This is a genomic window from Mycobacterium sp. 94-17 (assembly GCF_035617725.1).
Classification (GTDB): Bacteria; Actinomycetota; Actinomycetes; order Mycobacteriales; family Mycobacteriaceae; genus Mycobacterium.
The window spans coordinates 245,052-266,267 of record NZ_JAPIYN010000001.1 but is presented as its reverse complement, the minus strand read 5'-3'; the positions used below and the strand labels follow the sequence as shown (position 1 = coordinate 266,267).

22 protein-coding genes are annotated in these 21,216 nt (G+C 67.8%); 7 read left to right on the top strand and 15 right to left on the bottom strand.

The window, feature by feature from the left end; all coding sequences use genetic code 11:
* Window positions 1-90: 90 nt before the first annotated feature.
* On the top strand, window positions 91-1,038 hold the full coding sequence (locus OQ789_RS01310) for a transglycosylase SLT domain-containing protein (protein WP_324682918.1): 948 nt from the start codon (window positions 91-93) through the stop codon (window positions 1,036-1,038).
* Between the two features lie 68 nt (window positions 1,039-1,106).
* Here OQ789_RS01310 and OQ789_RS01305 read toward each other — a convergent pair whose 3' ends face one another.
* From OQ789_RS01305 to OQ789_RS01290, 4 genes are all read right to left on the bottom strand, one after another.
* Complete coding sequence (locus tag OQ789_RS01305; RefSeq protein ID WP_324683342.1) at window positions 1,107-2,192, bottom strand: MAP_0585 family protein; 1,086 nt, start codon at window positions 2,190-2,192, stop codon at window positions 1,107-1,109.
* A gap of 40 nt (window positions 2,193-2,232) precedes the next feature.
* On the bottom strand, window positions 2,233-2,709 hold the full coding sequence (locus tag OQ789_RS01300) for a lipoprotein LpqH (RefSeq protein WP_324682917.1): 477 nt from the start codon (window positions 2,707-2,709) through the stop codon (window positions 2,233-2,235).
* Window positions 2,710-2,848: 139 nt separating this feature from the next.
* The gene (locus OQ789_RS01295; protein ID WP_324682915.1) at window positions 2,849-3,517 is read right to left on the bottom strand and encodes a S1 family peptidase; all 669 of its coding nucleotides are present in this window, start codon (window positions 3,515-3,517) and stop codon (window positions 2,849-2,851) included.
* A gap of 88 nt (window positions 3,518-3,605) precedes the next feature.
* Entirely contained in the window at window positions 3,606-4,481 is an 876-nt protein-coding gene (locus OQ789_RS01290; protein ID WP_324682914.1) for an alpha/beta hydrolase, read from the bottom strand.
* Window positions 4,482-4,618: 137 nt separating this feature from the next.
* Between OQ789_RS01290 and OQ789_RS01285 the strand changes: the two genes are divergently transcribed.
* On the top strand, window positions 4,619-6,112 hold the full coding sequence (locus OQ789_RS01285; RefSeq protein WP_324682913.1) for an amidase: 1,494 nt from the start codon (window positions 4,619-4,621) through the stop codon (window positions 6,110-6,112).
* A gap of 28 nt (window positions 6,113-6,140) precedes the next feature.
* On the opposite strand, the gene OQ789_RS01280 is transcribed toward OQ789_RS01285, so the two are convergent.
* Window positions 6,141-6,317 carry a hypothetical protein gene (locus OQ789_RS01280; RefSeq protein WP_324682912.1) on the bottom strand — a complete coding sequence of 59 codons (177 nt, stop codon included), beginning with the start codon at window positions 6,315-6,317 and terminating at the stop codon, window positions 6,141-6,143.
* Window positions 6,318-6,685: 368 nt separating this feature from the next.
* On the opposite strand from OQ789_RS01280, the gene OQ789_RS01275 reads away from it, so the two are divergent.
* A complete protein-coding gene (locus tag OQ789_RS01275) occupies window positions 6,686-6,928 on the top strand; it encodes a hypothetical protein (RefSeq protein ID WP_324682911.1) in 243 nt (80 codons plus the stop codon).
* Between the two features lie 345 nt (window positions 6,929-7,273).
* Window positions 7,274-8,836 carry an LCP family protein gene (locus OQ789_RS01270; RefSeq protein ID WP_324682910.1) on the top strand — a complete coding sequence of 521 codons (1,563 nt, stop codon included), beginning with the start codon at window positions 7,274-7,276 and terminating at the stop codon, window positions 8,834-8,836.
* A gap of 123 nt (window positions 8,837-8,959) precedes the next feature.
* On the opposite strand, the gene OQ789_RS01265 is transcribed toward OQ789_RS01270, so the two are convergent.
* The 5 genes from OQ789_RS01265 to OQ789_RS01245 all read right to left on the bottom strand — a co-directional run bounded on the left by OQ789_RS01265 (window position 8,960) and on the right by OQ789_RS01245 (window position 13,268).
* A complete protein-coding gene (locus tag OQ789_RS01265; protein WP_324682908.1) occupies window positions 8,960-9,751 on the bottom strand; it encodes an SDR family NAD(P)-dependent oxidoreductase in 792 nt (263 codons plus the stop codon).
* Window positions 9,752-9,783: 32 nt separating this feature from the next.
* Window positions 9,784-10,623, bottom strand: a complete 840-nt coding sequence (locus OQ789_RS01260; RefSeq protein ID WP_324682906.1) for an SDR family oxidoreductase — start codon at window positions 10,621-10,623, stop codon at window positions 9,784-9,786.
* Window positions 10,624-10,722: 99 nt separating this feature from the next.
* On the bottom strand, window positions 10,723-11,658 hold the full coding sequence (locus tag OQ789_RS01255; RefSeq protein ID WP_324682905.1) for an enoyl-CoA hydratase: 936 nt from the start codon (window positions 11,656-11,658) through the stop codon (window positions 10,723-10,725).
* Window positions 11,659-11,769: 111 nt separating this feature from the next.
* Complete coding sequence (locus tag OQ789_RS01250) at window positions 11,770-12,558, bottom strand: ABC transporter permease (protein ID WP_324682904.1); 789 nt, start codon at window positions 12,556-12,558, stop codon at window positions 11,770-11,772.
* Entirely contained in the window at window positions 12,555-13,268 is a 714-nt protein-coding gene (locus OQ789_RS01245) for a phosphate ABC transporter ATP-binding protein (protein ID WP_324682902.1), read from the bottom strand. The genes OQ789_RS01250 and OQ789_RS01245 overlap by 4 nt, the downstream gene beginning before the upstream one ends.
* Window positions 13,269-13,365: 97 nt before the next feature.
* Here OQ789_RS01245 and OQ789_RS01240 point away from each other — a divergent pair, with 97 nt between their 5' ends.
* The 3 genes from OQ789_RS01240 to OQ789_RS01230 all read left to right on the top strand — a co-directional run bounded on the left by OQ789_RS01240 (window position 13,366) and on the right by OQ789_RS01230 (window position 15,673).
* Window positions 13,366-13,530: a hypothetical protein gene (locus OQ789_RS01240; RefSeq protein WP_324682901.1), complete on the top strand. Its 165-nt coding sequence runs from the start codon at window positions 13,366-13,368 to the stop codon at window positions 13,528-13,530.
* Window positions 13,531-15,009, top strand: a complete 1,479-nt coding sequence (locus OQ789_RS01235) for a trehalose-6-phosphate synthase (RefSeq protein WP_324682900.1) — start codon at window positions 13,531-13,533, stop codon at window positions 15,007-15,009.
* A gap of 85 nt (window positions 15,010-15,094) precedes the next feature.
* A complete protein-coding gene (locus tag OQ789_RS01230) occupies window positions 15,095-15,673 on the top strand; it encodes a hypothetical protein (protein ID WP_324682898.1) in 579 nt (192 codons plus the stop codon).
* A gap of 22 nt (window positions 15,674-15,695) precedes the next feature.
* On the opposite strand, the gene OQ789_RS01225 is transcribed toward OQ789_RS01230, so the two are convergent.
* Genes OQ789_RS01225 through OQ789_RS01205 form a run of 5 tightly spaced genes read right to left on the bottom strand, consistent with a single transcriptional unit; the run spans window position 15,696 to window position 21,210 of the window.
* Window positions 15,696-16,187 (bottom strand): mammalian cell entry protein, encoded by a 492-nt coding sequence (locus tag OQ789_RS01225; protein WP_324682896.1) that lies wholly within the window; start codon window positions 16,185-16,187, stop codon window positions 15,696-15,698.
* A complete protein-coding gene (locus OQ789_RS01220; protein ID WP_324682895.1) occupies window positions 16,187-16,894 on the bottom strand; it encodes a mammalian cell entry protein in 708 nt (235 codons plus the stop codon). The genes OQ789_RS01225 and OQ789_RS01220 overlap by 1 nt, the downstream gene beginning before the upstream one ends.
* Window positions 16,894-18,618, bottom strand: coding sequence for a virulence factor Mce family protein (locus tag OQ789_RS01215; RefSeq protein ID WP_324682894.1), 1,725 nt, complete (start codon window positions 18,616-18,618; stop codon window positions 16,894-16,896). Before OQ789_RS01215 ends, OQ789_RS01220 begins: the two co-directional genes overlap by 1 nt.
* A gap of 13 nt (window positions 18,619-18,631) precedes the next feature.
* The gene (locus OQ789_RS01210; RefSeq protein WP_324682893.1) at window positions 18,632-19,786 is read right to left on the bottom strand and encodes an MCE family protein; all 1,155 of its coding nucleotides are present in this window, start codon (window positions 19,784-19,786) and stop codon (window positions 18,632-18,634) included.
* Complete coding sequence (locus OQ789_RS01205) at window positions 19,783-21,210, bottom strand: virulence factor Mce family protein (RefSeq protein WP_324682892.1); 1,428 nt, start codon at window positions 21,208-21,210, stop codon at window positions 19,783-19,785. The genes OQ789_RS01210 and OQ789_RS01205 overlap by 4 nt, the downstream gene beginning before the upstream one ends.
* Window positions 21,211-21,216: the final 6 nt, after the last annotated feature.

The window sequence follows — 21,216 nt, the reverse complement described above, 5'->3', positions numbered from 1 at the left end:
TGCACAAACAGCCGCAACCACATTGATGTCAGGCGGCCACGTGCGAAAGACTCGCGATAAGCAACGACGCAACGAACGGACGTGATCACCATGAGCCGTAGTCGGCCTATCGCGCTATTGGCCCTCGGCGCGATCATGTGTGCGCTCGTCGCGTGTTCGGCGTCGCATCCGACCGCCGCTACCGCCCCGCCCACCGCTTCACTCTCCGCCGCGTCGGCGGCACCGACGACACGAATGGTGCCCGCCGACGCGGGGACCGCCGGCGGTGCGCAACCTCGACTGGCATCGGACCCCGCACAGTTGGCCGACGACCTGGTCGCCGACGAGCGCGCGCTGCGGGACCCGAGCACACCGGAGCCGGGACTGACGGCGGCGGCGCATCGCGAGCAGGCCGCCTACCGCGCCATCGGGCGCCACCCCGAGTGGGATGCCACCACCCGCCCACGCATCCCCCCGGAGCTGGTTGATGTCTATGACCGCAACGTCGACGCCCGTCGGCAACTCACCGCGTTGACCCCGGCGCGAGCCACCCTTCCGGCCTGGCGCATCGATGCGCCGGCACCGGCCGGCGAGCTGATGAACTACTACCACCAGGCGGAGGCGCAATCCGGCGTTGGCTGGAACTACCTGGCCGCGATCAATTTCGTCGAAACCCGCTTCGGCAGCATCGTCGGCGCGAGTACCGCCGGCGCACAGGGACCCATGCAGTTCCTGCCTTCGACGTTCGCCGGTTACGGCCAGGGCGGCGACATCCACTCAGCCCACGACAGCATTCTGGCGGCCGGCCGCTACCTGGCCGCCAATGGCTTCGCCACCAACCCGGATCGCGCCGTCTACGCGTACAACCACGCCAGCCAATACGTGCGCGCGGTCGACCAGTATGCCGCGCTGATCGCCGCCGATCCTGCCACATTTGCCGCGTACTACCGGTGGGACGTCTACTGCCTGACTACCGCGGGCGACGTGTTGCTGCCCATCGGCTACGACGCGTCGTCACCGATTCCGGCCTCCGACTACGTGGCGGCCCACCCGCAGTAGACCGGCTGTGAGACGTACTCGCCTGTGGTAGCGCCGGCTCACGGCAGCGCCCACTGACGGTGTGCCGGTCAGTACAACGGCACCCACACACCGAAGAACCAGTAACCCCAACCGCCGTACTGCCAGTTGAAGACCGGGATAACGGTGAAGGTGTTGTAGCTGAAGGGTCCGAAGTCGGCCCGTGCCACACCAACGTCACGCGGCGGTCCGTCCCACGGCCGGTTCCAGCCTCCCGGAGGCGGCGGACCGTCCCAACCCCCCGGAGGCGGCGGGCCCTCCCAGTGTGGCGGCGGATGGCCCGGAGCGGGGCCGTCGTTCCAGCCGTATCCGTGCTGGCGCGGCGGCGGGGGCGCTCCTCGGCCCGGGATGCTGAATTGGACATCCGGACCGGCGGGTCCACCGATCTGCGCACTCGCAGTGACCACGTCGCGACGTGGGATGTAGGGCGGGTGGGGAGGCTGAGTTGGCGGCGGATTCAGCGCCTCGAACCGCTGCCGGTTGTTCGGCGGCGGCGGATTCTGAGTGTTCGCCGGTGCATTGGTCGGCCCGCCCTGTTGCGGGGGGGTTTGGTTGTGCTCGTTAGGCGGATTGTTCTGACCACCCTGCGGGGGGTTCTGCCCGTGTTCGTTGGGCGGGGGGTTCTGCCCCGTCTGGCCCGGGTTCTGGCCCGGCTGATTGGGCTGCGGGCCGTTTTGGCCGCCCTGCGGCGGGTTGTTCTGGCCGCCCGGCTGCCCGCCCTGCGGCGGGTTGTTCTGGCCGCCCGGCTGCCCGCCCGGCGGCGGGTTGTTCTGCCCACGAGACCCGCCGGGCTGTCCACCAGGTTGCCCACCCGGGCCGCCGGGCTGTCCACCAGGTTGCCCACCCGGGCCGCCGGGCTGTCCACCGGGCTGCCCACCAGGGCCGCCGGGCTGCCCGCCCGGCTGTCCACCAGTCTGCCCACCAGGCCCGCCGGGCTGTCCACCAGGTTGCCCACCCGGGCCGCCGGGCTGTCCACCAGGGCCGCCGGGGTTGCCCCCGCCGCCACCACCGCCGTGGCAGTTCGGGCATGGGGGCGGTGGGTCCAGCGGAGCGGCGTAGGCCGACCCGGCGTTCAGCGTCGCCGCGGAGATGCTCAGGCCTGCGGCCAGCGCGGCCGTGCTGACGGCACGTTTCATAGACATAGCTGCGTCCCCTCTTGGGAGTGATCGGCCCGCACTACGGGCAGGTGAGGTCCAACTCGAACGGCTTGGTCACCGTTTTGGGTTGCTGCGGATTGCTCATGTCGGTACCGGTAGCGGTTCCCTTGATCGCCCAGTCCTTGCCGTTGACCGCGGCCCCCGCATTGCTGCTTTGGTTAGGTGCGGCGTCGGAGAAGCCGAGTGCGACGCCGTTGACGGTGCCCAGGCCGACAGAGTGCACCAGCGGCGGATTGCCGTTGCTGACCACGGCACCGAGCCCGGCGGTCGGGTCACCGATGCCGATGGTGACGTTGTCGCCCGAGGTGGTGCAGGTGACCGGCCCGCTGATGTTTTGATTCTGACCGTCGACGGTGAGCACCGGGCCCGAAGCCGCTGCCGCCGCAGATGACGACGACCCAGGCGAACCCGTACTCGACTTGTTGCTCGAACAGCCGGCTCCGGCCGCGACCACCAGGGCGACCCCGGCTACGCCGACCACGATCCCACGCTTCACTACTGCTCCCCTTCGTGTCGCTGGTTCCGCTGCCTCTTCACGTTGGCCGCGTCCACACAGGCGGATTATCCAGAGCCCGCAGGCTGCAAACGCTACGTTACGTGCCGCTGATCGGGCCGCCGACCGGCCGGTGAAACCTTTACGGAAGTACGCGAAGCCCCCACCTGTCGAGCAATGGGTTGATCAGCATGAAATAGGTCGTGTAGTCATCACCGTCGGGGGATGACATCAACAGCCCGACCGCACTGACGGTGCCGTCCGGATTCATCACGAAGCCCGGGCTGCCGCTGTCGCCGTCCAGACTGAACACGCTGGCTTCGACGACGTCGGCATTGATGCCTTTGATGGCGCCGCACGTCTCACCGGTGACGGCACCGATCTTGCAGAACGGCATACCGGCCTGAATCTGCTCGCGGCTCAACACATCCCGGACTTGATACCTGCCGCCGACGTCGCCCGTCGGCATGCCGACAGTGGGATCCAGGCGGATGAGCGCGGCGTCTCGCTTGTCGCCGTCGTGTTCGCTGGCGGAGATCCTGCCGAGCGGAGCGTCGCTGCCATACGTCCACTCCTTGCCGTCGTGCGAGTCGCAGTGCCCACTGGTCATCAGGTAGTAGCTACCGTCGCGCCCCTGCGCCGCGAAACCCGCTGTGCACCTTCCTGATTGATGATCTACTCCGATACCCGGCGCGGGTCGTGGCGACGGCAGGGCCGGCGGCGGCGCCGCCTGAGCGGTTTTCGCCACCGTCATCGCGGTCACCATCACGGCAGCTGAGAGCCCCAATCCCCGCAACCACGGTTTGGTCACGCCGTCCTCCTCCGCTTGCGCCCGGCAGATAGTAGCAGCGCCGTCGACCTGAAATGGGGTGGCAACCAATCCGTTCCGTGCACGTGGTTCACCCGGCGTCGACGTGCCGGACCAGGAAGTCCAGCACCGCGTCGGCAAAGATGTCGTTGCGGTCGCCGGCAACCATGTGCCCCGCGCCGCGGACATCGGTGAATTCGACCTGCGGGAACCGCGCCAGGAATTCGTCGGCGCGTTCTTGGCTGACCAGGTCGCTCATCTGCCCACGAACCAGCAGAATAGGCACCCCGCCGCGCAGAATCGCCTCGACGGCGTTGTGCATCCGGTCGGGGTCGGTGACCTCGACCGGAGGGAAAGCCGCTGTGCCGCTGATGAATTGGGGATCCCAATGCCAGTACCACCGATCACCACGCCGACGCAGGTTGGTCCTCAGCCCTTCCAGATCGGTTGGTCGCGGGCGGTGCGGGTTGTATTCAGCGATCGCGTCGGCGACTTCGTCGAGTGAGCTGAAGCCCGACTCCACCCGCTCGGCCATGAAGGCGTGTATCCGGTTCGCCCCCGACTGGTCCATGTTCGGCACGATGTCCACCAACACGACCGCACTGGCGATGCCCGGCGACAGCTCCCCGGCGAGCAGCATCGATGTGAACCCGCCCAGGGATGCGCCCACCAGCACCGGCTGCGGGGGCAGCGTGCGCAGCACATGTTCGACGTCGGCGGCGAAACTCACCACGCGGTAGTCGCCGTCGTCCGACCAGTCCGATTCGCCATGGCCACGCAGGTCGACGGTGACGGACTGCCAGCCGCGCGCGGCGACAGCGGCGGCCGCGTTGCCCCAGGAGCGGCGGGTTTGTCCGCCGCCGTGTAAGAAGACCACGGCGCGCGCCTGCGGATCTCCGAGTCGGTCGGCGACGATCTGCACGCCGCCGGGACCCCGGATGGTGAACGGTTCGGCTGCCGTGGGCACCAGGTGATACTAAGTCGCCCACCGCGAAAACCTCGCGTTGGCTTAACGTCAAGCATGCAACGGCGTCAATTAGCGTCGGTAAACAAGGGCGCCGGCTGCTGGCAGACACGGTCGGACCTGAGCCAAGGAGTAATGACATGCATCTCGACGAGTACATGTCGCTGGACGCGACCGCGCTGGCCGAATTGGTCGAGACGAAACAGGTCACCCCGGCCGAGTTGCTCGCGCTGGCCCGCCAACGAGCGGACGCGGTCAATCCGCGGCTGAACGCCATCGTCTGCCGCCTCGGCGACGTCGCCGACCGGCAAGCCGCGGACCCGCAGCTGAGCGGGCCCTTCGCCGGTGTGCCATTCCTGCTCAAAGACCTCGGCCAGGAATACCGCGGCTTCGCGACCTCGTGCGGGTCCCGCTCACTAGCCCACGACGTGGCCGACCGGCATGCCCTGGTCACCCAGCGGTTTCTGGACGCGGGCCTGGTGATCTTCGGGAAGACCAATACTCCCGAGTTCGGCGCCAAGGGTGTGACGGAACCCGACTATTGGGGCCCGGCCCGTAACCCGTGGAATACCGGGCACACGCCCGGCGGCTCGTCGGGCGGGTCCGGAGCAGCCGTGGCGGCCGGCATCGTTCCCGCCGCGGGCGCCAACGACGGCGGCGGGTCGATCCGCATCCCCGCCGCCTGCAACGGGCTGGTCGGACTAAAGCCCAGCCGCGGACTCGCCCCCTACGGCCCGCAGACCGGGGAACCGATGCTGGGCATGGCGACCCAGGGGGTGCTGTCGCGCACCGTACGCGACAGCGCCGCCCTGCTCGACGCGATCGTCGGCCCCGATCCGGGAGCCGCCTATCGAGTTGCGCTGCCCGACAAGACCTTTGGTGAACAGATCAAGCAGCGTCCGAAGGTCCTGAAGATCGGCTACTCGGCGCGCTCGGCCATCAACGCGCGGCCCGACCGCGAGGCCGTCGCCGCGGTCGAAAAGTCCGCTGCGCTCCTGCGGGAGTTGGGCCATCAGGTCGAGGAGGTGGCACCGCCCTACGACGACGCGGCGCTGGGACGTGATTTTTTGACGATCTGGTTCGCTCAGTTACATCAGCAAGTCGCCGAGATCAAGCAACGAATTGGCGCTCGCGACAGTGACTTTGAGGCCGATACGCTGGCCATCGCCGAACTCGGCCGGTCCAGCGGTGTGTTGCCCGTCATGTCAGCGCTGGAAAACAGGAACGACTACATTCGGTCCCTGACCGACTTCCACGACCGTTACGACTTCTTTGTGACCCCCACCCTGGCCACCCCGCCACTGGCGGTCGGCGCCACGGCGACATCGCCCGCGCTGCAGCGGGTGTCCCGGTTGGTCAGCAAGGTGCGGGCGGGAAAACTGATGGGGCTCAGCGGAATTCTTGACGATCTCATTCAAGAGAGCCTGGGCTGGGTTCCCTACACGCAGCTCGCAAACCTCACGGGTCGCCCGGCAATCAGCGTGCCGCTGCACTGGACGGATGCCGGGCTCCCCCTCGGGGTCCAATTCGTCGGGTCGCTGGGCGCCGACGGCGACCTGCTGCAGCTGGCCGCGCAACTGGAAGAGGCGAGCCCGTGGGCCCACCGCCATCCGGCACCCGCGTTGCCGAATTAGTTCTGCCGCTGACTCCTTTACGCCAGGCTTACGAGGCCGGCCCGGCGTCCTCGCTGCCGCGGCGGCCTCGCCACAAGCCGGCGAAGCGCCGGGCGATGTCGCCGAGGCGACCCTCCGCGTGCTGAGAAGCCTTGATGCGGCCGAGGGCTTCTCGGCCCTCTTTTGCGTAGTCGTTGACTGTTTCGTCGCCTTCCTCGGCGCGCATGTCTGCTCTCCAATCCTGTTCGTTTACCCCGGAGCCTGACGCTCGGGTGGTTCCGCGGGCGTCAGCCTTTCGGGCGGTTCTGATGGCGTCAGACGTTCCGGCGTTACCGTCGGCGTGAGCCGCTCCGGCGTCTCGCTGGGAGTGCCCGGCTGCGATGGCTCCGAATTCCGGAGACGCTGCGCCGCTGGCGGCCCCAAGCGGGTGGTGATCATTGCTCAGTCCTCTGCTCGGCTTCCTGGCCGCGTACCCGCGGTACCCGGGGACCCAAACGCCCGCGGCGACACCGGACCGAATTGGCCACAGCTGAGGCCGTCGGGCCGGCCGCTTACACTCCAACCGTGGTCCATCCGACACGACCGAGGTCGGCAGTGCGCAGGCTCCCGCTACTCGTCGGCGTTGCCGTCGTCGTGCTGCTTACCGTCTTCGCGGTACCCATCAAGCAACGATGCGGCGCACCGGGCTTCTCCTGCGCCTCGACGCTGGATAACGACGGCAACATCCGCTACTACTACGAGATCGAACCGGTCGGCGTCTACCTCGCCGAGATGGTCACCGGCACCAATATCGCGCTCTACTACAACTCGGGTGAGGATTTGGTCAGGGCCGGGTAGCCGATGGCGACCGGTTTGCTGGCCGCCGTGGTGCGGTACCGGCCAGCGGAACGCATCCGCTCGTATCGAGTCCGGCTCGGTCCGGGCGGCGATGTGGCCGGCCCGACACCTTACGCAGGCCATCGCGGCCACTGCTCGGTAAAAGCGCTGGTAGAGCGAGTGTAGTGGGTGGAAATCGCGCTGGATTCGCCCAGCGAACGGGTCTGCCCCGACCGTGTGACGGGTGCTCTCGATTGGGGGCTTCACAGCGAGCTACCGCATACTTGTCAGCATGCTTGACGCGACATCGCCGCAGGGTACCGTTGCGGTGCCCGGCGATGTACTGGGCGTGGGCAGAGGTTTGTGATGGCCCGCTCGGGTGGCGCCCATCACCGTCATCGAGCCGTCCGTCAGCCCTCCCGATTCCGCAAAGGGCTGACGCGCACGCTGGGCGCCATCGTCTCCGTGGCAGCCGTGGGGCTCACCGGAGCGGGGTACTACGTGGCGCACGGCGCGCTGGGCGGTATCACCGTGTCCAACGCCCTCCGGCCCGAGGACCCGCGGTCCAGCGGCGACAACATGAACATCCTGCTGATCGGCCTGGACTCGCGAAAGGATCAGGATGGCAACGATCTGCCCTATTCGATCCTGAAGCATCTGCACGCCGGGGACTCCGACGACGGCGGCTACAACACCAACACCCTGATCCTGGTGCACGTCAGCGAGGACAACAGGGTCGTCGCCTTCTCGATCCCCCGCGACGACTGGGTGCCCTTTACCGGGGTCCCGGGATACAACCACATCAAGATCAAAGAGGCCTACGGGCTGACCAAGCAGTACGTCGCGCAAAAGCTGGCCAACCAGGGCGACAGCACTCAGAAGGAACTCGAAACCAAGGGCCGCGAGGCAGGCCGGGCGGCGACGCTGCGTGCGGTGCGCAACCTGACCGGCGTCCCCATCGACTACTTCGCCGAGGTCAACCTGGCCGGCTTCTTTGATCTGGCCCAGACCCTCGGAGGCGTCGACGTCTGCCTGAATCACCCCGTCTACGACTCGTATTCCGGCGCCGACTTCCCGGCCGGGCGACAGCGCCTGGACGCCTCGGAGGCGCTGTCGTTCGTCAGGCAGCGGCACGGCCTGGACAACGGCGACCTGGATCGCACCCACCGGCAGCAGGCGTTCATCTCCTCGGTGATGCAGGAGTTGCAGGCCGCGGGCACCTTCACCAACATCGACAAGCTCAAGAACCTGATGGCGGTGGCGCGCAAAGACGTGGTGCTCTCGGCGGGCTGGAACGACGACATGATCCAACGGCTCGGCGGCCTGGCGGGCGGCAACATCGAATTCCGGACGCTGCCGGTGGTGCGCTACGACAACATCGATGGCCAAGACGTCAACATTGTTGACCCGGTGGCGATCAAGTCCGAGGTGGCCGCCGCGATCGGTTCCGACGCGCCGACGACCGCGACGACAACCACCGCAGCCAAGCCCGATCCGTCCACGGTCGTCGACGTGGTCAACGCCGGCAGCATGAGCGGTCTGGCCAGCGAGGTGTCGCGCGCGTTGAAGAAGAAGGGCTACACCCCGGGCCAGGTACGTGACCGGGAATCCGGCGACCCGTCCACCACGACGGTGGAGTACGGGGCCGGCGCGCAAACCGATGCGGTCAACCTGGCCAATCTGCTCGGCGTGGACGCACCCAAGCAGCCCAGCCCCGGCCTCGCGGCCGGACACATCCGGCTCACCGTGGACACCAATTTCTCGATGCCGACATCCGACGACACCCAGATGGACGACACCACGAGCACCAGCTCCAGTACGACGTCGACGAAGGCCAAGAGCTATTACTACAACGGCACGACCACGACGTATCCGACGCCCGATCAGGGAAAGCCGATCGATGGCGGCGGCGTCCCGTGCGTTAACTAACTGCGGCGATCGCAAGAGCGGCGAATCCGGTCGCCGCGGGTCGCCGCCCTCAAACCACTGCGGCGATCGCAAGAGCGGCGAATCCGGTCGCAGCCATCAAACCCACCGCCAAGCCGGCCGCCGTCAGGCGTGAGTGCCTCCGTCGATGCGGATCTCGGTGCCGGTGATCCACGCGCCGTCGTCGGACACCAGCATGGCGATGACGCCGGCGATCGCTGCGGGCTCGGCCATGCCGGCACCGCTGGATTCGACCGTCGTCGGCAGGATCGGCATCAGCCTCGTAAACAGTGACCAGTCGGCATCTTTAGGGATGTATCCGCCGGTGGCATCGGTGATCCCGGACTTGATGCTGCCCGGCGCCACGCACGCCGCCCGCAGGCCGTCCTTCGCGTATTCGAGCGCCAACGAATGGGTGAACGCCTGAATGCCACCCTTGCTCGCGGCATAGGCGGCCATATAGGGGTGGGCGAACGAGGCCGATGTGGAGCTGAAGTTCACGATCGCGCTGCGGGAATTCGCCAGCAGCGCCGGCAGCGCCTCCCGGACCACCAGGAAGGTGCCGGTCAGGTTCACCCCGACGATCTGGTTCCAGAGTTCCAGGCTTGTCTCGTGGGTGTGCGCGGCCCGCAGGATGCCGGCGGCGTTGACCAGCGAGTCAAGGCCGCCCAACTGTTCGACGGCCAGGCGCACCCCGGCGACCACCGAGTCCTCGCCGGCGACGTCCATCGCCACGGTGGTGAGCCGGTCGGCGGTGCCGGCGTGGTGGGCGTGCGCCCGGGTGTTGTCCAGGCCGTCGGCGGCGACATCGGAGGCCGCCACGGCGGCGCCCTCGTCCAGCAGGCGCAGCGCGGTGGCCTGACCGATGCCCGACGCGGCGCCCGTCACCAGGATCCGCTTGCCCTCGAGTCGCTTCATTGCATCTCCGGTTCACTCAGCGCGGGGACGGATCAGGGTGTGACCACTCCGCGCAGCGCGTCGGCGCCGTACATCTGTTCCATCATCGAGGAGTAGTCGGGGCCGCGGCGCAGAATGTGTCCACCGTCGACGTTGATGCACTGGCCGGTGATCCAGGTCGCGGCGTCGCTGAGCAGGAACATGGCCAGGTTGGCGATGTCTTCGACCTCGCCGACGCGCGGCAGCGGGGTGCACAGCGCGTAGTCGCCGCTGATCGCCGGTGACTGGATCACGCTCGCGTCGACCAGATCGGTGCGGATCAGGCCCGGACGGATGCTGTTGACCCGCACCCAGGACGGGCCGAGTTCGTCGGCGGCCAGCATCATCATGTGGTCGATCGCCGCCTTGGTGACGCCGTAGGGCCCGAACCAGCGGTGGGTGTTGCTGGCCGCGATCGACGAGATTCCGATGAACGAGCCACCACCGCCACGCACCAGTTCGCGCGCCACGTGTTTGAGCACGTACATGGTGCCGTTGACGTTGAGGTCGACGGTGTTTCGCCACGCCTCGGAGTCGGTGTGGGTGATCGGTCCGACCGTCAGCGAGCCGCCGGCGCAATGCACCGCACCGTGTAGCTGGCCGTGCCAGGCCGTCGCGGCGTCGACCGCGCGGACCACCTCGTCCTCGTTGGTGACGTCGGTGGGCTCATACCGGATGGAGCCGCTGCCGGGAAGGGCCTCGATCTCCTCGACGGCCTCCGCGAGGCGATCGGCGTTGCGGCCGACGATCATGACCGAGGCGCCGCCCGCGACCAGCCCGGCGGACACGCCTTTGCCGATCCCGCTGCCGCCGCCGGTGACCAGATATGTCCGGTCTTCGAAAGAAAGCTGCACGCAAGCCACCTCTCAACTGGAACAGGTTCTAGTCATCGAACCATGCGCCCGTTGCCGGCGGTGACGGCTCCCCCGAACCTGAGGCCGACCGGGCCCCGGCTACGGGGTGTCGCGGCGGGCCAGCTTGGTCGGCTTGGCGTTGCGCCAGTCCTCGACGTCGGGCGGCAGGCCGACCGGGTATCTGTTCTCGTTGTGGGCCGCCCAGTGCGCGTGACCGAGCTCGTGAATGTGGAACGCGTGCCGCAGCGCCTCGGTGAAGCCCATCGCGTCGGAGGCCGCGTTGACCGAATCCTTGATCAGCATGGCCGCCATCGTCGGCCGCTCGGCGATGCGCCGCGCGAATTCCACTGTCTTGTCTGCTAATTCGTCGACCGGGAACACCTTGGACACCATGCCGAGGCGATAGGCTTCGTCGGCGTCCAGCGCATCCCCGGTCAGCAGCAGCTCTTTGGCCTTACGAGGGCCGAATTCCCAAGGGTGAGCGTAGTATTCGACACCCGGCATGCCCATCCGGACGCCGACCACGTCGCTGAACTTCGCATTGTCGGCGGCGACGATCAGGTCGCACGCCCAGATCAGCATCAGGCCCGCCGAGATCGCGTTGCCCTGAACCTGGGCGATGGTGATCTTGCGCAGATCGCGCCAGCGGCAAGTGTTTTGGAAGAAGTAATGCCACTCCTGCAGATAGGTCTTCTCGGCGACGGGTTCGCGGGTGGCGCCGTTGATGCGGAACGTCGGGTGCTGCCCCGCGCCGGGGGCCCGCTCGGCGAGCGCCAGCTCTGAGCCCAGGTCGTGACCGGCGGAGAAGTTCTTCCCGCGCGCGGCCAGGATCACCACCCGCACGGTGTCGTCGGCCTCAGCACGCAGGAACGCCTCGTCGAGCTGGACCAGCAGGCCGCGGCTCTGCGCGTTGTGAGCCTCGGGCCGGTTGAGCCAGATGCGGGCGATGACGCCATCGTCCAGAGTCTCGTACGTCACCAGCTCCTCGGCGCCGGCGTTGCCCGCCTGCGGTCCGGCTTGCTCGGAGAGAGTCATTTCGCCCACCTCGCTTGTTGTCCAGCTCAAAGTCGTTTACACATTACGGCCAGTGTGTAACCGGGTCCGCGCTGGGGGGATCGGCCGCGGGGCCTACCGACCACCGCGTTCTCACCTGTCGTCGCCGGGCCGGCCGCCCAGCGGCAGTAGCCGATGGTCGCGGGTGAACACCAGCCGCACGATGCCCAGCGCGACGACCACGGTGGTGCCCGCCACCGAACCCAGGATCAAGAACATCACCACGGCCTGCACCAGCACGGCCTGCAAGGGTGGCACCCCGGCGAGGATGAGGCCGGTCATGGCACCCGGCAAAAACACCAGGCCGGTGGCCTTGGTCGTTTCGATCTGCGGAGATATAGCCGAGCGCAACGCGGTTCGCAGGTAGGGGGACGCGGCCTGCCCCGACGGCTGCCCCAGCGCGAGGCGGGCTTCGACCTCGTCGCGCTTGTCGCGCAACTCGTCGACCAGTCGCCGGGCCACCAGCACCATGGCGGTCATCGAGTTGCCGATCATCATCCCGGCGACCGGTACCAGAGTGCGTCCCTGCAGCGGGAACACCCGCAGGCCGAAGATCACCCCCAGGGTCACCACCGCCGCGCCGGCGAACGCGGCCACGGCCAGCCGCGCAAACCGCGGCACCTCCGGTGCCCTGCGGCGCGCGACGTCCCCGGCGTAGGCCACCATCCCCGCGACCCAGGCCCACGACCACCACAACGACCGGCCCGGTTCGAACAGCAGCGTCAGCGCCCCACCCACGAGGAGCAGCTGCACCAGCGCGCGGGCCGCGGCCCACAGCAGCTGCCGCTCCAAACCCAGTCGCCGCCACAGCGAGATCCCGGCCGCGAACGCGACCAGGATCAGCGACGTCGCCAGGCCCACCCAGCCGACTTGACCGTTCATCGCGCCGCCGGGCCGTCACTGGGCCGGGTGCCGACCCGGCCCAGTCCCAGGCTGCGGCCCGACTTCAGCCGCAGGACCCAATCGGCCGCCCTGTCCACCTGCGCCGCGTCATGCGTGACCCACAGGGCGGGGGTGCCCTCGGCGGCCAGTTCGCGCACCGCGCGCTCGATGATTTCGGCGGCCTCGGCGTCGACGGCGGAGGTGGGTTCGTCCAGCAGCAGCACTTGGGGTTGCGCTATCAGCGTGCGGGCCAGGCACACCCGTTGGGCTTCGCCGCCCGAGAGGCCGGCGACGTCGCGGTCCAACCACGATCCCGTCAGCGCGACCCGGGCCAGCGTTTCTTGCATGCGCGCGTCGGACGCATCCGGGTCGGCGGCTTGCAGATTGTCGGCGACCGTGCCGGGGAATGGAGTCGGTCGCTGAAAGCACATGCCCACCCGGCGCCGCAGCCACAGCGGGTCGAGGCCGGAGATGTCCGACCCGTAGAACACCACCCGGCCGCTCGTCGGTAGCTCCAGCCTGTTGCACAGCCGAAGCAGGGTCGACTTGCCCGAGCCCGACGCCCCGAACACCGCCGTCACGCCGCGCCCCGGAATCGCCGCCGCCAGCCCGTCGAGGGCCCGCACCCCTTGGCGTTCCACAACGACATCGACGAACTCGAACACCGTGTCGTTGTCGGCGTCCTGGTCGACCACCCGTTTATCCTGCATCACCGCGCCGCCGGTTGACCGTGAGCCGCGCGGCGAACCCCCGGTCAGCTGGTGAGACAGCCTGCCACCGGTCGGGCGCGTCGCCTACAGTTGAGTGATGCCTACAAAATCTGATCCCGCCGAAATCGGCGATGTCGAGCCGGTGGCCGACGACACTGCGAGCCAGGCCAGGCGGGTCGTCGCGGCCTACGCCACCGACGCTGACGAGTGCCGGGTCTTCCTGTCCATGCTGGGTATTGGGCCGGCGAAACTCGACGCGTAGATGTCTCCCGGGGGAGGGCGAGGCTCGAGGGAAGCATTCGGTAATTCCGACTTCGTCGTGGTTGCCAACCGGTTGCCGGTCGATCAGGAACGTCTTCCCGACGGCACCACCGCGTGGAAACGCAGCCCCGGGGGGCTGGTCACGGCCCTCGAGCCGCTGCTGCGCCGCCAACGCGGGGCGTGGGTCGGCTGGCCGGGAGTCGTCGACGAGGACACCGACCAGGACGGCGAGCCCATCCTCCAGGACGACCTCGAGCTTCGGCCGGTCAAGCTGAGCGCGGACGATGTCGCCGAATATTACGAGGGTTTCTCCAACGCCACGCTGTGGCCGCTGTATCACGACGTCATCGTCAAACCGATGTACCACCGCGAATGGTGGGAACGCTACGTCGCCGTCAACCGCCGCTTCGCCGAAGCCACCTCCCGCGCCGCCGCGCAGGGGGCCACGGTCTGGGTGCAGGACTACCAGCTGCAACTGGTGCCGGCGATGCTGCGCGAGCTGCGGCCGGACCTGACCATCGGCTTCTTCCTGCACATCCCCTTCCCGCCCGTCGAGTTGTTCATGCAGATGCCGTGGCGGACCGAGATCGTCGAGGGCCTGCTCGGTGCGGACCTGGTCGGGTTCCACCTGGCCGGCGGTGCGCAGAACTTCCTGTTCCTGGCCCGACGGCTGATCGGCGTCAACACCTCGCGCGGGGCGGTGGGAGTGCGGTCGCGATACGGCGAGGTGGAGCTCGAATCGCGGGTGGTTCGGGTGGGCGCGTTTCCCATCTCCATCGACTCCAGCTCGCTTGACCAGGCGGCCCGCCATCGCGACATCCGGCGCCGCGCCCGCGAGATCCGGGCCGAGCTGGGCAACCCCCGCAAGGTGCTGCTCGGCGTCGACCGGCTCGACTACACCAAAGGCATCGACGTTCGCCTGAAAGCCTTTTCGGAGCTGCTCGCGGAGGCCCGCGTCAAGCGCGACGACACGGTGCTGGTCCAGCTGGCGACACCGAGCCGCGAACGGGTGGACAGTTACCAGCAGCTGCGCAACGACATCGAACGCCAGGTCGGCCACATCAACGGCGAATATGGCGAAGTCGGGCATCCGGTGGTGCACTACCTGCACCGGCCGGTGCCGCGCGACGAACTGATCGCGTTCTTCGTCGCCGCCGACGTCATGCTCGTCACCCCGTTGCGTGACGGGATGAACCTGGTCGCCAAGGAGTACGTCGCGTGCCGCAGCGATTTGGGTGGCGCGCTCGTCTTGTCCGAATTCACGGGCGCCGCGGCCGAACTTCGGCAGGCGTATCTGGTCAACCCGCACGACCTCGAAGGCGTCAAGGACGCCATCGAGGCTGCGCTGAACCAGTCCGCCGAAGACGGACGACGCCGGATGCGGTCACTTCGTCGCCAGGTCCTCGCCCACAACGTCGACCGCTGGGCGAGGTCGTTCCTCGACGCACTCGCCGAATCCCGGCCCGGCACCGCCGATTAACGCGCACGCGCAGGATCCCATGGTGTTGACGCCCGAACGCTGTGATACTCAGATACAGCGCACGAGCGTGAAGGAGGGTCGCCACATGAGGCTCCGCCATGGGATGGCCGCGGGTGCCGGCATCTTCACGGCCGTCGCGGTGGGCATCGCACTGCAATCCGGTGAACCGGCCAAAGCGGTCGGACCACCGGCGGACGGCACCTACAACTACAACGAGGCGGGCGTGTCTGGGGTTACCTGGACCATCTCGGCGCTCTGCGATCAACCCTCGGGCACTCGGAACATGAACGACTACTCCGACCCGATTGTGTTCGCGATGAACTGCGCGCTCAACATCGTGAGTTCGACGCCCGAGCAGATCAGCGCCGCGGACAAGCAGCAGAATTTCAGCGGCCGGGCCCGAATGTCCAGCATGCTATGGACTTTCAAAATCGACAAAGCGGACGGTGTGGCCTGCCCGGGCGGTGGCTCCGCGCCATCGACCGACACGTTCGCGTTCAGCGACGAGACGATGAGCGGCACCCACACCACGCTGCACGGCGCCGTGTGCGGGTTGCAGCCGGGGATGAAGAAGGAACCGTTCTCGCTGGCGATGACCGGGCCGCCGCCCAGCCCGATCAATCGTTACCCGTTGTACTGCAACGGCATTGCGATGTGCTACTGACGCCGGCCGCTCGCCGGGTGGGCTAGATCGGTGTGATGTAGGCGATCAACCACTGCTTGCCGACCTTCTTGAAATCCACCCGCAGCCGGCTGCCGTCATAGAGCGGCTGGCGTGACTTGTCGGTCACGGTGCGGTTCATGAAGACCATCACCGACGCCGATTCGCGTTTGGCCGACATAACCCCCACGCCAACGACATTGGCCTGCACGACCACTTCGCGCTTCTTGGCCTCGGGGATGATCTGGGTGTTGGCGCTCTTCTGGAATTCCGAGCGATAGTCGGGCGTCAACAACGGATACGCCGCCGACAGGCTGCGCTCGACTGTTTGGTAGTCATAGGCGAAGACCTCGGGAATCTCCTTGGCCGCCAACCCGGGCAACACCGCTCGCGCCGCCTGCTCGCCGCGGGTCTGCACGCGGTCCCAGTACATCCAGCCGGCCACCGCGGACAACCCGACGAACGCCACGGCCATGAGGTAACCCGCGACGACCAGCAGCCAACGCCGCCAGCGCATCAATTACCTCCGTCGGGATATTTCAGGTCGTAGCCGGTCATCTTTCCGGCGTCGTCTTCGTGCACGATCACACGCAACCGATACGGCATGGACGGCTTGTTGACTCCGTCGATGTCGGCGACCGTGACGCGCACCGACACCAACACGGACGCGTTATCCGTAACGGCGTCAACGCCTTCCAGGGCGGCACCGTTGATCACGGCTTCCGACGTCGCATTGGTGGAGCGGAACAGGCCCTTGAGGTTCTCGACGTTGTTGTTGGCGCCGAGCATGCCGCGCAGCGGCCCGCTGGTGCCGTTGACGAACCTGTTCACGCTCTCGTCGATGCTGTCCTGCTTGTAGCTGAACATGTTGACGACCGTCTGCGTCGCGGTGTCGACGAAACGCTGATCGCGGGCCTGCGCGGCGGTCGTGTGCCGCTGCGCGACGAACAACGCCGCGACACACCCGGCCACCGCCCCGACCGCCACCAGCGCCGCGGCGAACGACACCCACGCAACCAGGGCGCGGTGCGGTTGCCGCCTGGGCGGCGGCTTGACGGACCGCAGGGTCTTGGCGGGTTTTGCCGGTCGCTTCGGTGTGCCCGCGACCCCGGCGGGGACCGTGACTTCGCGGGCCGGCTCACCCTTGGCCGGGCCCGCCGCGCGCGAGGCTCGTCGACGCACGCGCGGCGTGCTCGTCGATTCGTCTACCACGACAGGGTCCATTACATCGGCCTTGGATCAAGCATGAGGTCCACCCAGTTCTCCGCGCCCGAGGTGCCGGTCGCGCCGGCCGCGAAGATACCAGTGCCACCGGCCGGATCGACAAACGCGCCGGTCTTCTGGTCATAGGTGGCGTAGGCCGGGCCGCTGGCCTGCGGCTGCCCTCCGGGTGGCGGGCCCCACGGCTTCTCGGGTCCCGGGCCCGCCGGCGGCGGGCTGATGCCCTCCGGCGGCGCCGGTGGCGGCAGCCACTTCGGGTACGGAAGCTGCGGCGGCACCGGGGGCACCCCGGGCGGCTGCCACGACGTGAACGGCGGCGGCGGCCCGTTGTCATTGGGCGGCGGCGGAGCGAAGGCCGGCTGCTTGTTGGGCAACGGCCCCGGCCCGGGCACCACACCCGGGGGCGGCGGCCCGACGATGGGCGTACCCGGGTCGGGCTCGGCGCCCGGCGGGATGTAAGGGAAGTGGTTGGGCGGCAACACGTTCAAACCGTTGGTCATCGGGGTGTCATACGGCACGGGCGGGCCGCGCCACGGGTTGCGGCCGACCGGCACGTAGCCCTTCGGGTCGCGGCACTGCTGGATCGTCGGCGCGCGTTTGCCTGGGAACTCCTGGCACGGGTAGTTGCGCGCGCCGCGCACGGTGCTGGGATCGTTCTGCGCCGTCTTGCAGAACATGTCCTTCGGCAGCTCGCGCACCGTCTCGTCGGCCGGGGTGCGCATCAACGGCGGCGGCAGGAAGCCGACGGCGCATGGCGGCGGGTCGTTGAGGTCAAGCTTGAAGTCCAGCTTGGCGCCTTCATCCTGCGGGCCGCCGCCTGCGGCGGTGGTGATGGCGGCGAACAGCGCCGGCAAGACGACCAGCAGCTGCTCGATCGACTTGTGGTAAATCACCCCGACCCGCCCCAGGTTGGCCAGGCTGGCGGCCAGGGCCGGGAAGGACGGACGGATGCCGGAGAACGCGGTGCTGGCCTCGTCGGTGGCACCGGGAGCGGTCGCCAGGGTGTCGCGCAGCTGCGGGTCGGCCTGGCGCACCTCGGAGGTGAACCGCGCCAGCCCGTCGGACAGCGACCTGATGTCAGCGCCCGCGCGAATCTGGGCCTGTAGGAACGGGCCGGCCTGGTCGATCAACTCCGACACTTGCGGATAGTTGACGTTGGCCTCGTCCACCAGCAGCCGGGCGGACTCGAAGAGCCGCGCCAGCTCGGGGCCTGAGCCGTTGGCCGCGATGAACGTCTCGTGCAGCAACTCCCGCAGCCGGGTGTCACCGAGGCTGTTGACCAAGGTCTCCGAGCGTTTCAACAGGTCGGCGACGTCCTGCCCGATCCGGGTGTTCTGCCGCGTGATGCGAAATCCGTTGGTCAGCTTCGTGGTGGCCGGTGTGCCCGGGGGCACCAGGTCGATGTACTGCTCGCCGACGGCCGAAACGCTCTTGACGGTGGCGGTGACGTTCGACGGGATGGCGGTGCCGCTGTTCAGCCGCATGCCGGCGACGACACCGTTGGGGCTCAACCCCACCGACTCGACCCGGCCGACGGCAACGCCGCGGTAGGTGACGTTGGCGTTCTTGTACAGGCCGCCGCCGGCCACGAAATCAGCGCTCACGCCGTATGTTCCGATTCCGAGGGTGGACGGCAGCCGCAGATAGAACACCGCCATCACGGTCAGGGTGATGACCGTGATCACCGCGAAGATAGCCAGCTGGATCTTGGTCAGTCTGTCGTGCATGTACGCCCGCCCCCTACTGTCCCGAAGCCGTGCCGGGCGGAATCTTGAACGGGTCCGCGGCCTGTCCGGACAGGTTGGCCATTTCGCCGGTCAAGAAGTCCGGCGGGTTGAGGATCTCGTTCATGTGGGCCATGTTCGGATCGAAATAGGCTGTGGTAAAGAATGTTTCACCGAGGCGGCGCAGGGTGAGGTCGAACGTGGTGAACACGTTGAGGTAGTCGCCGCGCACCGCCTGCTTGATCCCGAAGTTGGGGAACGGGAACGTCAGCAGCAGCTGCAGCGAGGTGACGAAGTTCCGGCGGTTGTCGTTGAGGACCTTGACCACCGAGTACAGGTCTTTCATGTCGGCGGCGAAGTCGACCTTCGTCTTGGCCAGGATGTTCGAGGTGACATTGGCCAGTTTGTGCAGCGCGGCGAACGCCTCGACGATGTGGCCGCGATTCTTGTTGAGCACGCGGATCGCGTCGGGCAGCGTGTCCAGCGCCCGGCCGAGATTGTCCTTGTCGTGGGCCAGGCTCGCCGAGAACCGGTTCAATCCGTCGACGGCATCGATGATGTCGTTGACCTGACGGTTTAGGCCCGACGTCAGTTCCGCGAGCCGGGGAATCAGGTCGACGAACTGGTCCTGGCGCCCTGCCACGGCCCGGTAGGTCTCGTCGGTGATCTCTTCCAGTGCACCGACATTGCCCTTGTTCACCACCACGCCGAGCGCCGAGAGCACCTCCTCGGTGGTGGGATAGCGACCGGTGTTGGCCTGCGCGATCTTCGACCCGTCCTTCAGTCTGCCGACGGCCGGCTTGTCCTTGGGGCGGGCCAGGTCGATGTGCATCGATCCGAGCAGCGAGGTCTGGGCGACCGTCGCGGTCGAGTTGGAGGGCAGCACCACATTGTTGTTCAGCGCCAATTTCACTGCCGCGTAGAATGATCCGTCCGCGCGCTGTTCGGCCGAGATGCCGGCGACACTGCCGACGGTGACGTCGTCCACCATGACCGGAGAGTTCTGCGGCAGCGTCGCGACGTCGGGCAGTTCGACGGTGATCGAGTAGGCGCCCCTGCCGTGACCGGCGGTGCCGGGCATCGCCAGTGAGTTCAGCCCATCGAATTGACAGCCGGCCACCAGCAGGCTTCCTGCGATTAATCCACCGGCGCGCAACCACATTCGGTTCATCTGCCACCGTCCAAGCCGGCCGCCGGCCCGCCGGGAGCCTGGCCCGGGGGCGGACCCGGCGGCGGGCCGAACGCGCTTCCCGCGGGGCCGGCGGCGGGGGCGGGGCCGGGCGCCGGTTGGCCGGGAGCGGACTGCGGGGCCGTCGGGACCAGCAGTGCTTGCAGATCCGCCGGGTTCTGAGCGGCCGGCGGCGTCTGGGCACCCTTGGCCGGGACCCAGGTCAGCTGCGGTTCCGGCGTCGCCGACTTGGCCTGCGTCTCCGGGGTGTCGTAGATGATCTGGCCCTTGTACGCCGTAATCGTGTTGAGCGGGTGGAACATCAGCGGTGGATAGTTCACGGTGAGCCGGCGCAACACCGGTCCGAGACGCTCACGGCAGAGCTCGGCGCGCTTGAAGTAGTCCGGCGCCCGGGGGCCCGCTGCGGTCTCGAAGGACCCACCGCAGATGAACTGCACCGGGTTGGCGAATTCCGGAATCGACAACAAGCCGTTGAGGGTGCCCTGCGCGGGGTCGTAGATGTTGTAGAAGTTGGCGATACCCGGGCCCGCCACGTGCAGCACCTGCTCGATGTTGTCGCTCTGGTCGCTCAACGTCTTCGCGAAATCGTTGAGGTTGTTCACCGTATCGACAATCGTCGAGTTGTTTTCGTGCAGGAACCCGCGGATGTCCGACAGCGCTGTGTTGAGCGTTCCCAGCGTGGTGTCGAGGTGGCGCGAGCTGTCGGCGAGCACCTGCGACACCGACGCGACGTTTCCGGCGAACTGGACGATCTGCTCGTTACTGGACGACAGCGCGTTGACCAGAACCTGCAGGTTTTTCACCGTGCCGAAGATGTCGCCGCGCGAATCCCCCAGACGCCCAGCGGCTTGCGAGAGCTCGCGCAGGGCGTTGTGGAACGACTGGCCCTTGCCATCGAATGTGTCCGCGGCCTGGTTGATCGCCTCGCCCAACGGCCCCTGCATCGATCCGGCGGTCGGACCGAGCTGCACGGCAAGCTGGGTCAGCGACTCCTTGACCTCGTCCCATTCCACCGGCACCGCGGTCCGGCCCGGGCCGATGCTGGCGCCATCGGCCATCGCTGGGCCGCCGGTGTACGCCGGCGTCAGCTGAATGAACCTGGCCGCCACCAGATTCGGCGACATGATGATGGCCTTGGCATTCTGCGGGATCTTGACGTCATTGGACACCGACATGGTGATCTTCACGTCGGACGGCCGCGGGTCGATCGTGTCGACGGTTCCGACCGGGACGCCGAGGATCCGCACCTGGTCACCGGGATACAGGCCGACCGCGGAGGCGAAGTAGCCGACGATCTTGCGGCTATTCGCTTGCGACGAAAGCACATACACCCCGCCCACCAACACCGCGACCAGCGCGATGATGGTGGCGGAGCGCAGCGCTCGGCTGCCGGCGATCCTTCCCATGAAGCC

Bases quoted from the DNA above. Each gene is read 5' to 3' on its own strand.
- OQ789_RS01255 (WP_324682905.1), bottom strand. From the start codon at position 11,658: ATGACTCTCTCCGAGCAAGCCGGACCGCAGGCGGGCAACGCCGGCGCC.
- OQ789_RS01235 (WP_324682900.1), top strand. From the start codon at position 13,531: ATGTCTCCCGGGGGAGGGCGAGGCTCGAGGGAAGCATTCGGTAATTCC.
- OQ789_RS01210 (WP_324682893.1), bottom strand. From the start codon at position 19,786: ATGAACCGAATGTGGTTGCGCGCCGGTGGATTAATCGCAGGAAGCCTG.
- OQ789_RS01205 (WP_324682892.1), bottom strand. From the start codon at position 21,210: ATGGGAAGGATCGCCGGCAGCCGAGCGCTGCGCTCCGCCACCATCATC.
- OQ789_RS01240 (WP_324682901.1), top strand. From the start codon at position 13,366: ATGCCTACAAAATCTGATCCCGCCGAAATCGGCGATGTCGAGCCGGTG.
- OQ789_RS01270 (WP_324682910.1), top strand. From the start codon at position 7,274: ATGGCCCGCTCGGGTGGCGCCCATCACCGTCATCGAGCCGTCCGTCAG.
- OQ789_RS01310 (WP_324682918.1), top strand. From the start codon at position 91: ATGAGCCGTAGTCGGCCTATCGCGCTATTGGCCCTCGGCGCGATCATG.
- OQ789_RS01285 (WP_324682913.1), top strand. From the start codon at position 4,619: ATGCATCTCGACGAGTACATGTCGCTGGACGCGACCGCGCTGGCCGAA.
- OQ789_RS01305 (WP_324683342.1), bottom strand. From the start codon at position 2,192: ATGAAACGTGCCGTCAGCACGGCCGCGCTGGCCGCAGGCCTGAGCATC.
- OQ789_RS01265 (WP_324682908.1), bottom strand. From the start codon at position 9,751: ATGAAGCGACTCGAGGGCAAGCGGATCCTGGTGACGGGCGCCGCGTCG.
- OQ789_RS01230 (WP_324682898.1), top strand. From the start codon at position 15,095: ATGAGGCTCCGCCATGGGATGGCCGCGGGTGCCGGCATCTTCACGGCC.
- OQ789_RS01250 (WP_324682904.1), bottom strand. From the start codon at position 12,558: ATGAACGGTCAAGTCGGCTGGGTGGGCCTGGCGACGTCGCTGATCCTG.
- OQ789_RS01220 (WP_324682895.1), bottom strand. From the start codon at position 16,894: ATGGACCCTGTCGTGGTAGACGAATCGACGAGCACGCCGCGCGTGCGT.
- OQ789_RS01225 (WP_324682896.1), bottom strand. From the start codon at position 16,187: ATGCGCTGGCGGCGTTGGCTGCTGGTCGTCGCGGGTTACCTCATGGCC.
- OQ789_RS01280 (WP_324682912.1), bottom strand. From the start codon at position 6,317: ATGCGCGCCGAGGAAGGCGACGAAACAGTCAACGACTACGCAAAAGAG.
- OQ789_RS01215 (WP_324682894.1), bottom strand. From the start codon at position 18,618: ATGCACGACAGACTGACCAAGATCCAGCTGGCTATCTTCGCGGTGATC.
- OQ789_RS01245 (WP_324682902.1), bottom strand. From the start codon at position 13,268: ATGCAGGATAAACGGGTGGTCGACCAGGACGCCGACAACGACACGGTG.